The organism is Nonomuraea bangladeshensis (assembly GCF_039529455.1).
Lineage (GTDB): Bacteria > Actinomycetota > Actinomycetes > Streptosporangiales > Streptosporangiaceae > Nonomuraea > Nonomuraea bangladeshensis.
The window spans coordinates 22,300-35,853 of the sequence record NZ_BAAAMV010000004.1 but is presented as its reverse complement, the minus strand read 5'-3'; the positions used below and the strand labels follow the sequence as shown (position 1 = coordinate 35,853).

Annotated in this window: 14 protein-coding genes; 9 read left to right on the top strand and 5 right to left on the bottom strand. The window is 70.4% G+C overall.

Features of this window, described 5'->3' with window-relative positions:
- Positions 1–94 precede the first annotated feature (94 nt).
- Positions 95–1,231: a helix-turn-helix domain-containing protein gene (locus ABD292_RS11945; RefSeq protein WP_344207188.1), complete on the bottom strand. Its 1,137-nt coding sequence runs from the start codon at positions 1,229–1,231 to the stop codon at positions 95–97.
- Positions 1,232–1,468: 237 nt separating this feature from the next.
- Here ABD292_RS11945 and ABD292_RS11940 point away from each other — a divergent pair, with 237 nt between their 5' ends.
- The 3 genes from ABD292_RS11940 (at position 1,469) to ABD292_RS11930 (ending at position 3,923) form a co-directional block, all read left to right on the top strand.
- Positions 1,469–2,890 carry an FAD-binding oxidoreductase gene (locus ABD292_RS11940; protein ID WP_344207187.1) on the top strand — a complete coding sequence of 474 codons (1,422 nt, stop codon included), beginning with the start codon at positions 1,469–1,471 and terminating at the stop codon, positions 2,888–2,890.
- A 113-nt stretch (positions 2,891–3,003) separates the two neighbouring features.
- Positions 3,004–3,447, top strand: coding sequence for a peptidase inhibitor family I36 protein (locus ABD292_RS11935; protein WP_344207186.1), 444 nt, complete (start codon positions 3,004–3,006; stop codon positions 3,445–3,447).
- A gap of 50 nt (positions 3,448–3,497) precedes the next feature.
- Complete coding sequence (locus tag ABD292_RS11930) at positions 3,498–3,923, top strand: peptidase inhibitor family I36 protein (RefSeq protein ID WP_344207185.1); 426 nt, start codon at positions 3,498–3,500, stop codon at positions 3,921–3,923.
- Between the two features lie 164 nt (positions 3,924–4,087).
- On the opposite strand, the gene ABD292_RS11925 is transcribed toward ABD292_RS11930, so the two are convergent.
- On the bottom strand, positions 4,088–4,399 hold the full coding sequence (locus ABD292_RS11925) for a hypothetical protein (RefSeq protein WP_344207184.1): 312 nt from the start codon (positions 4,397–4,399) through the stop codon (positions 4,088–4,090).
- A 2-nt stretch (positions 4,400–4,401) separates the two neighbouring features.
- The gene (locus ABD292_RS11920; protein WP_344207183.1) at positions 4,402–4,995 is read right to left on the bottom strand and encodes a TetR/AcrR family transcriptional regulator; all 594 of its coding nucleotides are present in this window, start codon (positions 4,993–4,995) and stop codon (positions 4,402–4,404) included.
- A gap of 101 nt (positions 4,996–5,096) precedes the next feature.
- On the opposite strand from ABD292_RS11920, the gene ABD292_RS11915 reads away from it, so the two are divergent.
- Together ABD292_RS11915 and ABD292_RS48930 are read left to right on the top strand one after the other, a co-directional pair.
- On the top strand, positions 5,097–5,933 hold the full coding sequence (locus ABD292_RS11915) for an SDR family oxidoreductase (RefSeq protein WP_344207182.1): 837 nt from the start codon (positions 5,097–5,099) through the stop codon (positions 5,931–5,933).
- A 64-nt stretch (positions 5,934–5,997) separates the two neighbouring features.
- A complete protein-coding gene (locus ABD292_RS48930) occupies positions 5,998–6,207 on the top strand; it encodes a zinc finger domain-containing protein (RefSeq protein ID WP_425565094.1) in 210 nt (69 codons plus the stop codon).
- On the opposite strand, the gene ABD292_RS11910 is transcribed toward ABD292_RS48930, so the two are convergent.
- Positions 6,179–7,186 (bottom strand): aldo/keto reductase, encoded by a 1,008-nt coding sequence (locus tag ABD292_RS11910; protein WP_344207181.1) that lies wholly within the window; start codon positions 7,184–7,186, stop codon positions 6,179–6,181. The genes ABD292_RS48930 and ABD292_RS11910 overlap by 29 nt on opposite strands.
- A 297-nt stretch (positions 7,187–7,483) precedes the next feature.
- A complete protein-coding gene (locus ABD292_RS11905) occupies positions 7,484–9,112 on the bottom strand; it encodes a GH39 family glycosyl hydrolase (protein ID WP_344207180.1) in 1,629 nt (542 codons plus the stop codon).
- A 158-nt stretch (positions 9,113–9,270) separates the two neighbouring features.
- On the opposite strand from ABD292_RS11905, the gene ABD292_RS11900 reads away from it, so the two are divergent.
- The 4 genes from ABD292_RS11900 (at position 9,271) to ABD292_RS11885 (ending at position 13,550) form a co-directional block, all read left to right on the top strand.
- Positions 9,271–10,323, top strand: a complete 1,053-nt coding sequence (locus ABD292_RS11900) for a LacI family DNA-binding transcriptional regulator (protein ID WP_344207179.1) — start codon at positions 9,271–9,273, stop codon at positions 10,321–10,323.
- Positions 10,324–10,499: 176 nt separating this feature from the next.
- Positions 10,500–11,771: an ABC transporter substrate-binding protein gene (locus ABD292_RS11895; RefSeq protein WP_344207178.1), complete on the top strand. Its 1,272-nt coding sequence runs from the start codon at positions 10,500–10,502 to the stop codon at positions 11,769–11,771.
- Between the two features lies 1 nt (position 11,772).
- The gene (locus tag ABD292_RS11890) at positions 11,773–12,726 is read left to right on the top strand and encodes a carbohydrate ABC transporter permease (protein WP_344207177.1); all 954 of its coding nucleotides are present in this window, start codon (positions 11,773–11,775) and stop codon (positions 12,724–12,726) included.
- Positions 12,723–13,550, top strand: a complete 828-nt coding sequence (locus tag ABD292_RS11885; RefSeq protein WP_020545864.1) for a carbohydrate ABC transporter permease — start codon at positions 12,723–12,725, stop codon at positions 13,548–13,550. The genes ABD292_RS11890 and ABD292_RS11885 overlap by 4 nt, the downstream gene beginning before the upstream one ends.
- Positions 13,551–13,554: the final 4 nt, after the last annotated feature.

The following is a 13,554-nucleotide window of genomic DNA, read 5'->3' as shown; positions in this document are numbered from 1 at the left end:
CTCGTCGTCCCACAGATCGGAGATCAGCGCATCGGCGGTCAGCCGGGCGACCGGCCGCCAGCGCGAGCCTGGCCAGCAGCGCCGGCGGCGGCTCTCAAACGTCCACGTGCCCGATATCGGCGCCGGGGGCATGCAGGAGGGGGCTCGCGTGCTCGCCGAACAGCCTCGCCACCAGCTCGCCGCGGCTGCTGACGTCCACCTTGGCGAAGATCGCCTTGAGATGGTCGCGCACTGTGTGCGACGACAGCCGCAGCCGCGTGGCGATCTCCGCGGTGGTGTGCCCGCGCGCCACGCACTCGGTCACCTCGCGCTCGCGCGGCGTCAGCGCGTACGCCTCCACGATGATGGGGACGATCTGCGTCGCCGTCGCCGGCTCGAACACCACCGAGACCGGCCCCGTCCGGCCCCGGCCGTCCTGCAGCACCGAGGCGTGGATGCTGACCCAGCGCCCGCTCCCGCCGCGCACCCGGATGACGGCGGGACCGGATTCGCGCTCGGCGGCCACGGCCCTGGCCCGCGCCACCACCGAGGCGACGGCTCCCGTCCGCAGGCTGACCGTCAAGGGCAGCCAAGGAGAGCCGCCCAACTCGGCGAACCAGTGCTCAGCCTGGGCGTCGGCGAAGATCACCCGGTCGCCGGTGTCGAACAGCGCCGATCCCGGCGCGTCGGAAGCGCCTGACACCCCGCCCTCCTGCCTGCCGGCGACGGCCAGCCCGGCCAGGCTCAGCGCGATCTCCGGCCCCAGCGCGGCCACGTGCCGCAGGTCGCGCTCGTCAAAGGGCGGCCGGTCGGCGGCGCGGAACAGGTCCACCACCCCCCACACGCCCGCGCCGATGCGGAAGGCGGCCCGCAGGTTGTCGACGTATCCCAGCGGGCGCATGAACTCCCGGAAACGCACGCTCCTGCCTAAATTGCCGACGGTGGCCTGCCGGAGCGTCGCCACGGCGGCGGACGAGCGGGCGACGTCGCGGAAGGTCAGCACGTCGTGCGCGCCGTACTCACGCTGCCAGTACGTCTCGCAGTGCTCCTGGCCGATGTTCTCCACGCGCATGGGCGAGGCCGGCAGGACGGTCGCCGGGTCGGTGCCGATCCAGGCTGCCGCGTCGTAGGGAACCATGCGGCGCAGGCGGCGCGCGGCCGCCGCGAACACCTCCGACCCCGTGCCCGACACTTCCAGCGCTTGCTCACCGGCGCACGCGCGCACGCCGGTTAACCCCCCGATGGTGTCCACGCCGCCATGGTCGCACGCCGTCCCACGGGTTCCCATCCCCCGTTTGAGGGGGGCGGGCCGGCGTCGTGACATCAGGCGGGCCTGCGACGAGCCGCCGCCCCTGATCCGCCTGACCGATCCCGCAGCCGCGGGGGGTGGCGGCCCTGAATGCCCCCGGCGGGCGGGATGGGATCGGCGTCCTCGCCCCGCCATCGTCGATCAGGACGACGACCAATCACTGATCGAAGAGGACGAACGATGCCTGTCACTCCTGCTCCCGGCCCCGGCGCTGACGGTGCCGGTGCCGGTGCCGGCGGCCTGCGGGCGCTGGGCTCGCGGCTCGAAGGAGCGCTGGTCCTGCCCGGTGACGCGGGCTGGGACGCCGCCCGCGCGGCCTGGCAGCTGGCCGTGGACCAGCGTCCGGCCGCCGTGGTGCTGGCCCGCTCGGCCGCCGACGTGGCCGCCACCCTGAAGACGGCCCGCGCCTGTGGCCTGCGCGTCGCGCCGCAGTCCAGCGGCCACAACGCCGCCCCGCTCGGACACATGAACGACACCATCCTGCTGCGCACGTTCGAGATGGCGAACGTGCACGTCGACCCCGTGCGGCGGCTGGCCCGGGTGGGCGCGGGGGTGGTGTGGTCGGAGGTGAGCGCGGCCGCCGCCAAGCACGGCCTGGCCGGGCTCGCCGGCACCGCCTCCGACGTCGGCGTGGTCGGCTACACCCTGGGCGGCGGCCTGTCCTGGTTCGCCCGCTCCCACGGCCTGGCCGCCAACCACGTCACCGGCGCCACCGTGGTGACCGCCGACGGCCGCGTGCTGCGCGTGGACGCCGGCCACGAGCCCGACCTGTTCTGGGCGCTCCGGGGCGGCGGGGGCGCGTACGCGATCGTCACCGAGCTGGAGTTCGCCCTGTTCCCCATCACCGAGGTGTACGCGGGCGCGCTGTACTGGCCGATCGAGCGGGCCGGGGAGGTGTTGACCCGGTGGCGCGACTGGACCGCCGGCGTGCCGGACGCGATCACCTCCCTGGGCCGGCTGCTGCGCTTCCCCCCGCTGGAGGACGTTCCGCAGCCCTTCCGAGGCCGCTCGCTGGTCGCCGTCGAAGCGGTCGCCCAGTTCGGCCAGGAAGCGGCCGACGCCCTGCTCGCGCCGCTGCGGGAGCTGGGTCCCGAGCTCGACACCTTCGCGCCCACGCCACCGTCCCGGCTCGACCTGCTGCACCTGGACCCGCCCGGCCCCACCCCGGCCACCGGTGACGGCTTCCAGCTCGCCGCTCTCACCGACGAGACGCTGGCGGCCCTGCTGGCCGTGGCCGGCCCTGACGCCGACGTACCGCTGCTGACGGTCGAGGCCCGCCACCTGGGCGGCGCCCTGGCCCCGGGCGCCCTGCCCGGCGGCGCGGTGTCCTCGCTGGACGCGGCCTTCGCCGTCTTCTCCGGCGGCCTCACCTTCGACGCGTCCTCCACGGCCGCCGTGCACGCGGCCCTCGACACGCTCGCCGCCGTCCTTGCGCCCTGGCGGGCGCCGCTGGCCTACCGCAACTTCACCGAACGGCGGCGGCCGGACGACGGGCTCGGCTTCGAACCTGACCATGTACGGCGGCAGCTGCGGCGGGTCAAGCAGACCTACGACCCGGGCGACGTGATCAGAGCCAACCACCCCGTAGAGCCCTCCCGGTAGCCGCCGTGACCCCGATCACTTCGCGACCAAGCGCGTATCTCGCCACCGAGCGACCCCCGGGCCGCTCCCTGCCTTCGTCCCCGGACGACCCCAGACCCAAGGAAGGCACTCTCATGTTCTCTCGTGTCGCCCGCTCGTTCGCCGCCTCCGCCCTGGCCGCGCTGGCCGCGCTGGCCATCGCCACCTCCACCGCCACGCCGGCCGTCGCACAGACCGCAGCTGACAAGCTGGCGTTGTGCAAGCCGGGCATGTTCTGCATCTTCGGCGACACGGGTTACCGGGGTCTGTTCTTCGGCAGCGCCGCCAACGTCCCGAACGTCGGCACCGCGACCGCGCCGTTCGGCTTCAACATCAACGACCACACCAGCTCGTTCTGGAACCGCACCGGCCGCACGATGTGCCTGTTCACCCACACCAACTTCAGGACCCCGCTCCAGTGGCAGCGTCCCAACAGCACCGCCATCGCCGTGGGCATCGCCCCGAACGAGTTCACCCCGAACGTCGGCAAGCTCGCCAACGACGCGACCAGCTCCTTCGCCGCCTGCGCCCGCACCTGACCGCACGACCCCGTCACCAGCACGTCCACCACATCACGGAAAGCACCCTCATGATCTCTCGTATCGTCCGCCCCCTCGCCGCCCCCGCCCTGGCCGCGCTGGCCATCGCCACCTCCACCGCCACGCCGGCCGTCGCACAGACCGCAGCTGACAAGCTGGCGTTGTGCAAGCCGGGCATGTTCTGCATCTTCGGCGACACGGGTTACCGGGGTCTGTTCTTCGGCAGCGCCGCCAACGTCCCCAACGTCGGCACCGCGACCGCGCCGTTCGGCTTCAACATCAACGACCACACCAGCTCGTTCTGGAACCGCACCAACCGCGACATCTGCATCTACGCCGACACCAACTTCAGGAACAAGATGTTCTGGCGCGTGAACAACGGCACGCTGGTTCTCGGCCCGGTCGGGGCCGGGCGCTCCACGTCCAACATCGGCAGCGACACCAACGACAAGCTGAGCTCCTTCGGCCCCTGCTGAGCGCCGTAACGGCACGTTTCCACCAGAGAGCCCGTCGCCCGCCGTCCGCACGACGGCGCGCGGCGGGCTCCGCATCACGCCGCTCGACCGTACGACCTGACGGCCGGGTCAGCCGGGGAGCGGGTTGTCCGGCGAGTGCAGCCACACGCTCGTGCCCTGCCCGCTCACGGTGACGGCCGGCAGGTGACGGCGGTCCACGATCCGGGCACGTCGGGGTCCGACAGCCACATGCGCGCCCACTCGCCCTCGTCCTCGGTGCCGCTGTCGGAGGTGGTGGCGATCCCGGTCAGCGCAGAGACGGTCAGGTTGAGGCCGGCGTGGATACGGTCAAACGCGCGCGGGTCCAGCGCCGTCCAGTACTGGCGGCGGTCGTCGCCCGGCGGGGTCGCGTCCGGGCCCGGCCGCTGCGCCCGATCCTTGTCCAGCTGGCAGAACTCGCGTGACAACGGGAGCAGCGCCTTGGCCGCTCGCCGCACGGCTACCCGCTGTGGGCCTGTCGGTCGATCATGGCTACCAGGGTCGTGACGAGTTCCTCGGCCGTGATGTGCCACTTGTCCGCGGACAAGTGTCCGTTGACCTCCATGTCCGTGATCCCGTGCACGCTGGTCAACAGCAGCGGCGCGAATCGGCGGGTGTGCTCTGCGCCGACCACACCGCCGATGATGGCAAGGAACTCGTCCATCGCGCGATCGCCCGCCTGCTTCGCGGCGTGGATCGCGGCCGGGTCGCCGGCCGGGTAGGTGAACATCAGCCGGTACAGGTGCGGTTGACGGCGGCCGACCGTCATCAGTGCGGACAGGCCCCTGTGCAGCTTGTCGGCCGGGGACAACCGCGGATCGGCGCGCACGGCCTGTACCTGATCCGCGAGCCGGTCCAGGGCCTCGGCCGCTACGGCGGTCAGCAGGCTGTCCTTGTCGGGGAAGTGCCGGTACGGCGCCCCACGAGTGACTCCCGCGCGCGCCCCGACCGCGCGCAACGTCACCGCGCCCGGACCGCCGCTGTCGAGCAGACCGGCGGCCGCATCCAGCAAGGCGCGCCGCGTCGCGGCAGCGGATTCCACTCGGCTGACCATGCCCACCACTCTACAGTTGACACTGTCATCCGGGGCTCCCTATCGTCATCAAGGTGACAAAGTCATCTGAAATTTCGCGGGACACCCGTGGTTGCGTTGTCGTGACCGGAGCCTCGACCGGGATCGGCGCGGCCTCCGCCCGCGAGCTGGCCCGTCAGGGATTTCACGTCCTCGCCGGCGTCCGCCGCGTCCAGGACGCCGACGCGCTCCGTGCCCCGGGCGTCGAGCCGGTCATCCTCGACATCACCCAGCCTGGCCACATCGCCGAGCTTGCCGCCCGCGTCGACGCGCAGGCAGGTGCGCTGCGGGCGTTGGTGAACAACGCCGGCATCTCCGTCAACGCCCCGATCGAAGCCCTGCCGCTCGACGAGTGGCGCCGGCTGTTCGAGGTCAACCTGTTCGGTCACGTCGCCGTCACCCAGGCACTCCTGCCCGACCTGCTGCGCCACTGCGGCCGGGTGGTCAACATCAGCTCGGTCGGCGGGAAGGTCGCCATGGCCACCTTCGGCCCCTACGCGGGCACGAAGTTCGCCCTGGAGGCGGTCAGCGACGCGCTGCGCCGGGAACTGGCGCCGCTGGGTGTGCGGGTGGTGGTCGTCGAACCCGGTGGCGTCCGCACCGAGATGGGCGACCGGGGCATCGCCACCACGGGCCGGCTGGCCGAGGCCATGTCACCGGAACACCGGGATCGCTACGGGCCGTTGATCCAGGCGGTCATGGCGCTGACTGCCGCCGGCACCACCGGCGGTTCGTCCGCCGAGGATGCCGCCCGGGTGATCGCCAAGGCCGTGACCGCCAGGAAGCCTCGTACGCGCTACACCATCGGCCGGGACGCGGCCCTGCTCACCCGCCTGTCGCGGATACTGCCGGACCGGATGCTCGACCGCGTCGCCGCCGCCGCTCTGCGCCCGCACTACCCGAGGACGACCACCGCATGAGCGTCACGTTCGAGCAGGGGCGGCCGACCGTGCGGGACAGGGCCCGCTCGACGCCCGTCGTTCCATAGGTGGCAATGTCCACCTGCCCGCCCCCGCGGGCTCCCCGTGCCGCACCGGCAGGGGCAGGGCGGCCATCCACTACCAGACCGCCCGCTTCCGCCTTGTGCCTCAACTCGCCAAGACGCTCGGCGTGCCGACCCCGGCCGTAGCGCCGGCGCCGAACTGGAGGCTGGGCCGTGCCCGCGTCAGGCGCCGGCCGCGTCGAGCCGGCTGAGCTGCTCGTCCGTGAGTTTGACGTCGAGCGCCGGGAGCGCGGCCTCGTACTGCCGGAGGGTGCGGGGCCCGATCAGCGGCACGATCGTCGGCGAGCTCTGGTGCATCAGCCACGCCAGGACCAGCGCGTTCGGAGTGACGCCGACCTCCGCGGCCACCTCGGCGACCGCCGCGAGCCGGGCCTCGGCGTCCGGGCCCTGGTACGGGTCCATCGCCCCGTGGCCCCGCCGCTTGCCCGGGTCGTCGTAGATGCCCTTGAGGATCGGAGAGTACGCGACCAGGGTCAGGTCGTCGTGCGTCTCCAGGTAGTCGAGCTGCTCGTCGTCCACGATGGACGCGTGCCGTAGCCCGGCACGGCGCCGCAGGTAGGAGTGCTGCTGCTGGAGCGCGACCGGCGCCGGCCACCCGTGCTGGGCGCACAACTGCCGGATGCGCTCCAGCCGCCACGTCCGTACGTTGGACCAGCCGATGTAGCGGGCCTTGCCGGCCTGGACGATGCCGGCGAGCACCTCCAGCGTCTCCTCCAGAGGTGTGGCCCGGTCGTCGACGTGCACGTAGTAGAGATCTACGTGATCGGTGCCGAGCCGGCGCAGGCTGCCGTCGATCGCCTCGCGCAACGTCTTCGCCCCGGCCCCGACGAAGGTGCGGTAGGCGACGTCCCAGTCCGGACGGCCGCCGGCCCAGACCGCGTCCAGGTCCCGTACGACCGCGCTGCCCTTGGTGGCCAGGAACATCTGGTCGCGCCGGCCGGACCTCGCCAGCCAGCGGCCGATCAGCTCCTCGCTCTCTCCCCCGCGACTGCCCCGGCGCTCCCACCAGGCGTAGCAGTCTGCGGTGTCCAGGAAGGTGCCGCCGGCCTCCGCGTACCGGTCCAGCATCGTGACGGCTTCGTCCTCCGGCGTGACGGTGCCCATGATCATGCAGCCCAGGGCGAGCCGGCTGACCTGTTCGCCGGTGCGGCCGAGTTGTACGGTCCTCACGCGAGTCCTCCTGTCGTCGATCTCCGGTGGGACCGAGGCTAGGAACTGGAGCGCGCTCCAGGTCAAGGCCGCGTTCCAGCGGGGTTCTGGCGGGGAGGGGCGGGCGGCAGAGGCCGCGAAGGAGGGCCGGGGATCCGGTGGCCGGGTGCCCTCGATCCGGCGAAGAGCGGCACCTGGCTCCTCTCTTCCGCGATCTTCTCCGGGCGTTCGATCGACGCCGCCAGGCACGCCTTCGAGGCGCTCACTGGCAGAGGCCCGGTGTCGGAGGAGACGAGGCGGCGCATCCAGACGATCACGTCAGGACGACTGCCTCAGCGACATCACGCCCCAGGGAGCGAGCTCGACATCGAGGTCCAGAACGCCGGTGCCGGGCACGGTCAGCGTGAACCTGAGGAGCGAGTCCCCGACCCTGCGCAGGTGCTCGCTCTCGGCGCGGGACGGGTTGAGGGGAGAGCCGAGCCGGTACCAGGCCTCGACCGCGTTCCCGTGTTCCCAGTCCAGGATCTCGACGAGGAAGGTGGTGCCGGGCTCCAAGCCGCCGATCGCGTGGCGGATCCTGCGGCTCGGCCCCACGTCGGCCAGCGCGCGGGTCGCGGCGTAGGAGACCTGCGAGCTGAGACCTCTCAAGGCCATGTCCTCGGGGTAGTTGAAGAACACCGCCGACACGGCCGACGTCCGGCTGTCCCGGGTCACGACGCCGTCGGGCGTGGCGAGGAGCAGCCGGTCGCCGAGCCGTCCCAGCATCGTGAACGCGTGGAAGGCCGGTTTGTGGATGCCGGCCTCGTTCACCAGGCCGAACCCGCCGTGGAACGGGCCGATCCCGGCGCCGCCCTCCTCGAAGACGTCGGTGAAGGCCCAGTAGGAGATCGAGTCGGCGAGGGTGGCGCACTTCAGGTACGACCGGGTGATGTAGGTCGCCGCGAACAGCGTGTCGTGGATGAAGTCGCGGCTCGACGGCGACGTCGACCACTCGGTGACGTGGATTTCCGCATCGGGATACGCGCTGTCCTTCACGAGCTCGCCGAGCAGGGTCAGGTCGTCGAAGGTCGCGTCGGCGTACCGGGTGATCTGCACCGCCTCGCCGTCGGCGCCGAAGGCGTAGTCCGTGGGGTAGGTGTGGGTCGAGATGAAGTCGATCGGCAGCTCGCGCTCCGCGCACCAGGAGATGAAGTCCTCGATCCACACCGGGCGCCAGTCGAGCGCGTCCACGTCGGCGGCGGTGGCCGTCGCGAGCATCGCGGAGCGGTCCTCGGTCTCGCCCTTGTAGCGGTCGTCGGGAACGAAGACACTCGTCGCGGGCCCGCCCACCCGCAACGCGGGATCGATCTTCTTGATCGCCCGGACGGTCTGCTCGTAGAGCTCGAAGTACTCGGTCTTCGTCCCGGTCCAGAAATGCGGGACGAGGTTCGGCTCGTTCCACACCTCGAAGCGCCACTCCCGCACCTCGTCGAGGCCGTACCGGTCGATCCAGTGCTCGATCGACCTCGTCACCAGCTCGACCCAGCGCGCCGCGTCCTTGGGCGGGCTGCAGTGAGCGCCCCACCAGAACAGCGTCTCGGTCACCGTCGCCAGATCGCGCGGCATGAAGCCCAGCTCGACGAACGGGCGGGCCCCGCACTCCAGGATGAAGTCGAAGACCTTGTCGACGTAGCTGAACGTGTACACGGGCGAGGCGAGGGTCGCGTCCTCGCCGAAACCGCCGCCGTACCGCTCCCGGTACACGAACATGTCGTCATGAAAGATGCCGTGAAAACGGACGTACCGGAATCCGGCGGTGGCGACCGCTTCAGCGAACTGCCGCTGCCAGTCCGCGCGCAGCGCCTCGTTGGCCCGCCCGGCGCCGACACACCGGCTCCATACGTGCGGGAGCACGCTCTCGTCGCGTGCCTCGCCGTCGATGTGGATCGAGGATCTGCAAGCGTCCATGGTCTCAACCCTCGCGTTGAGTTCCGAAAATATTTCGCAACTTGTTCGGTGCTGCGAGGACAGTAGGTGCCGCATCTGTGCCATGTCAACGCATGCAACTGGAGAAAAGGGGTTCGTGGTAGGTTCGAAAGAGTTTCGAGCCCCAGGAGGGAATCCTCATGCGATCGCGAGGTCGTTCTGAGCGCGTCACCTTGGCGGATGTCGCCCGGATGGCCGGAGTCTCCCTGGCGACCGCCTCGAAAGTGCTCAACGGCCGCAGCGACGTCGGGCCGAGGACGCGCGAGCTCGTCCTGGAGGCCATGGCCGAGATCGGCTACGTGCCGACCGCGGCGCGGCACGAGCAGACCCGGGGCCGCACCCTCGTCACCGTGCTCGACATCGTGGAGTCCCGTTACGCCGGGACGGTGCTTCAAGGCATCCTCGTGGCCGCGACCTCCGCGCAGGCCGAGCTGCTCCTCCGCCTGCCGTCCGACGGGGCGGCCGCCACGACCCCGACGGCGGCCCGCGCTTGGTTGGAGAGGGAGAAGGCGGCCGGCGTCGTCGGCATCATCGCGCTCGCCATCGCCGTACCAGCCTCGCTGCTGCTGGCCGCGGAGGAGCTCATGGTCCCCGTCGTGACGATCGACCCGATCGACCCGATCGACACCTCCGAGTCGAGCCTCGTCAGCATCGGCTCCACGAACTGGGCGGGCGGCCGCTCGGCGACCGAGCACGTCATCAAGCTCGGCCACCGCAGGATCGGCTGGATCGGCGGCCCGATCGGCTCCGCCCCCTCGCTGGAGCGCTTCCACGGCTACCAGGCCGCGCTCAGCTCGGCCGGCATCGCGCCGGACGGCGCGCTGATCCGCCATGAGGCCTTCTCCGTAGAGGCGGGGCATCGGCACGGGCGCGACCTCCTCGCGCTCGACGAGCGGCCGACCGCGATCGTCGCGGGCAACGACGAGATCGCCGTCGGGGTCCTCGCCGCGGCGAAGGACTTCGGCATCTCCGTGCCGGGCGAGCTGTCGGTCACCGGTTTCGACGACACGCCGCAGACCGAGTGGACCACGCCCAGGCTCACCTCCGTCCGGCAGCCTCTGGTCGGCATGGGCCGGATGGCCGTCGAGACCGTCCTCGCCATGGCCGACGGCGTCCAGCCCGCCTCCCGGCACCTCCAGCTGGCGACCACCCTCAGCGTCCGCGACTCGACGGGCCCCGTCCCGCGGTCCTGACCCGGGTCCGGGTCCTCGGCCTGCCACGTTACGGCGTACTTTCACCGAGGTTCTTGACGGATTTCGACCTTCGCGAATATGGTCCGGCAGCAACGATCGAAACTATTACGAAAAAGTTTCGGAATCGTGTCGCCTGTCCCCTCCCGCCGCTCCCGACCTCCAGGGGGAGATCACCCGTGAAGCTCCGTAGAACCACCCCGGTCGTGCTCGCCGCGGCTCTCGCTCTGACCGCCGCCTGCGGAGGCGGCGGCGGCTCGGCCCAGCCCTCGGGCGACGGCAAATCGTTCGAGTTCTGGTCGTTCAGCGGCATCAACCAGAAGAAGTCCGTCGAGGACTATCAGAAGGCCAATCCGGGCGTGCAGGTGAAGCTCACCGAGGTGGGCGGCTCGACGGAGACCGCGCAGGCGCTCACCACGGCGCTGGCCGGGGGCAAGGTGCCCGACCTGGTGCTCATCCAGGGGGATGACCTGCCCAAGTTCGTCCAGCAGCCGCAGAACTTCCAGGACCTGCGCCAGTACGGCGCCGACAAGATCAAGAGCGACTACCTGGACTGGGTGATCAGCCAGTCCACCGCCAGGTCCGGCGAGATCATCGGCATTCCCACCGACGTCGGCGGCATGGCCGTCGCCTACCGGACCGACTTATTCAAGCAGGCCGGCCTGCCCACCGACCGGGACGAGGTGAGCAAGCTCTGGCCGACCTGGGACGCCTTCATCGAGACCGGCAAGAAGTACACCGCCGCGACCGGCAAGGCGTTCGTCGACAACGCCGCCACCAGCGTCTTCTACCAGGCCGTCAACCAGGGGCCGCAGAAGTACTACGACCCCTCCGGCAATGTCGTCTACGCCACCAGCCCCCAGGTCAAGACGGCGTTCGACCTGGCGATCAAGACGGCGCAGGCCGGGATCACCGCCAAGCTGAGCTCCTTCGAGGACGGCTGGAGCGCGGCGATGAGCAAGGGCGACTACGCCGTCATCTCCGCGCCGTCGTGGCTGCTCGAACAGATCCGCAACAACGCCCCCGACACCGAGGGCAAGTGGGACGTCGCCAAGATCCCCGGCGGCGCCGGCAACTGGGGCGGCAGCTACCTGGCCATTCCCAAGGGCGCGGCCAACCCCAAGGCGGCCTGGGACTACATCTCCAAGACCCAGTCGCCGCAAGGCCAGCTCGATCATTTCGTCGACTCCGGCGCGTTGCCCACCACCCCGTCCGCCTACCAGGACCCGAAGCTCCTCGGCCGCAAGGACCCGTTCTTCTCCGACGCGCCGACCGGGAAGATCTACACCGAGTCGCTGCTCGGGCTCAAGCCCTTCCTCATCGGCCCGGACAGCGCCGCCATCGGCCAGGAGTTCCTGAACGCGATCACCAACGTCGAGCAGGGCAAGGGCGATCCGGCCAAGGCGTGGGACACGGCACTGGCCAACATCAAGACCTCGATCGGCAAGTGACGTGACGACGACGGTCAGCCCGCCGCAGGCACGACCCGAGTCCGAGTCCGAGACGCAGGTGCGGCAGAACTGGTCCGAGCGGCTGGCGCCGTACGCCTACATCGCACCGTTCTTCCTCATCTTCGCGATCTTCGGCCTCGTCCCGCTGCTGTTCACGTTCTACGTCGCGCTGTTCGACTGGAACCCCATCGGCGAGCACGTCTTCGTCGGCTTCGACAACTTCAGCCGGCTGCTCGGCGACACCCGGTTCTGGAACGCGGCCTGGAACACGATCAGCATCTGGCTGCTGTCCACCGTGCCGCAGCTCCTGGTCGCGCTCCTGCTGGCGCACCTGCTCAACCATGCGCGGCTGCGGCTCGCGCTGTTCTGGCGGATGTCGATGCTGGTGCCGTACATCACCTCGGTGGCGGCCACCACGATCGTCTTCGCCCAGATGTTCGATCGCGACTACGGCCTGCTCAACTGGCTGCTCGGGCTCGTCGGCGTCGGGCCGATCGACTTCCTGCAGTCGGGGTGGGGAAGCCACGCCATGATCGCCGTGATGGTGGCCTGGCGCTGGTTCGGCTACACCACCCTGCTCTACCTGGCCTCGCTGCAGGCCGTTCCGCGGACGATCTACGAGGCCGCGGCGGTGGACGGCGCAGGCGCCTGGAAACAGTTCCGGCACATCTCCATCCCGTCGCTGCGCCCGGTCATCGTGTTCACGATCGTCACCTCCACCATCGGCGGCCTGCAGATCTTCACCGAGCCGCTGCTCGTCACCACCACCTCGCCGCTGACCTGCGGGCCCGTCCGGCAGTGCCAGACGCTCACGCTCTTCCTGTACGAGCAGGGCTTCGGCCAGTTCCAGTTCGGCTACGGCTCCGCGATCGGCGTGGCCCTGTTCGTACTGATCATCGCCCTCGCGTCGCTCAACTATGTCCTGTCCACGCGAATCCGTCCGGAGCGAGGATGAAGAAGGCCGACAGGGTCCGCTGGTGGACCTATCTGCTGCTCGCGGTGGCCACGCTGGCCTGCGTGTTCCCCCTGTACTGGATGTTCGTGGTGGCCACGACGGACACCGCGGCCGCCACCCGGATGCCGCCGGAGATCATCCCCGGCGGGAACTTCTTCCACCTGGCCGGGCTGGTGTTCTCGACCGTGCCGTTCGTCCGCTCGATCATCAACAGCGTCATCGTGGCCGGCTCGATCGGCGTGGGGCACGCCGTGCTGTGCTCGCTCGCCGGGTTCGCCTTCGCCAAGCTGCGCTTCCGCGGCCGGAACGCGCTGTTCCTCGTCGTCGTGCTGACCATGACCGTGCCGACCCAGCTCGCCGTCATCCCGCAATACATGATCATCTCGTCGCTGGGATGGGTGGACACGTTGCAGGCGCTCATCGTGCCGGGGCTGGCCAGCGCGTTCGGCATCTTCTGGATGCGCCAGCACCTGTCCACCACCATCAGTGACGAGATCCTCCAGGCCGCGCGCATCGACGGGGCGACCACCTGGCAGATCTTCTGGCGGATCGCGTTCCCCCTGGTGCGGCCGGCCGCGTTCGTGCTGGGGCTGCTCGGGTTCGTCACCGCCTGGAACGACTTCCTGTGGCCGTTCATCGTCCTGAAGTCACCCGAGATGTACACCGCCCAGATCGCGATCAAGGCGCTGCAGAACAACTATGTGGTCGACCTGGGCCTGGCCATGTCGGGCTCGTTCCTGGCCACGCTGCCGCTGCTCGTGTTGTTCGTCTTCGTCGGCAGGCGCATGGTCGCCGGGATCATGGACGGTGCCTTCAAGGGCTGACACA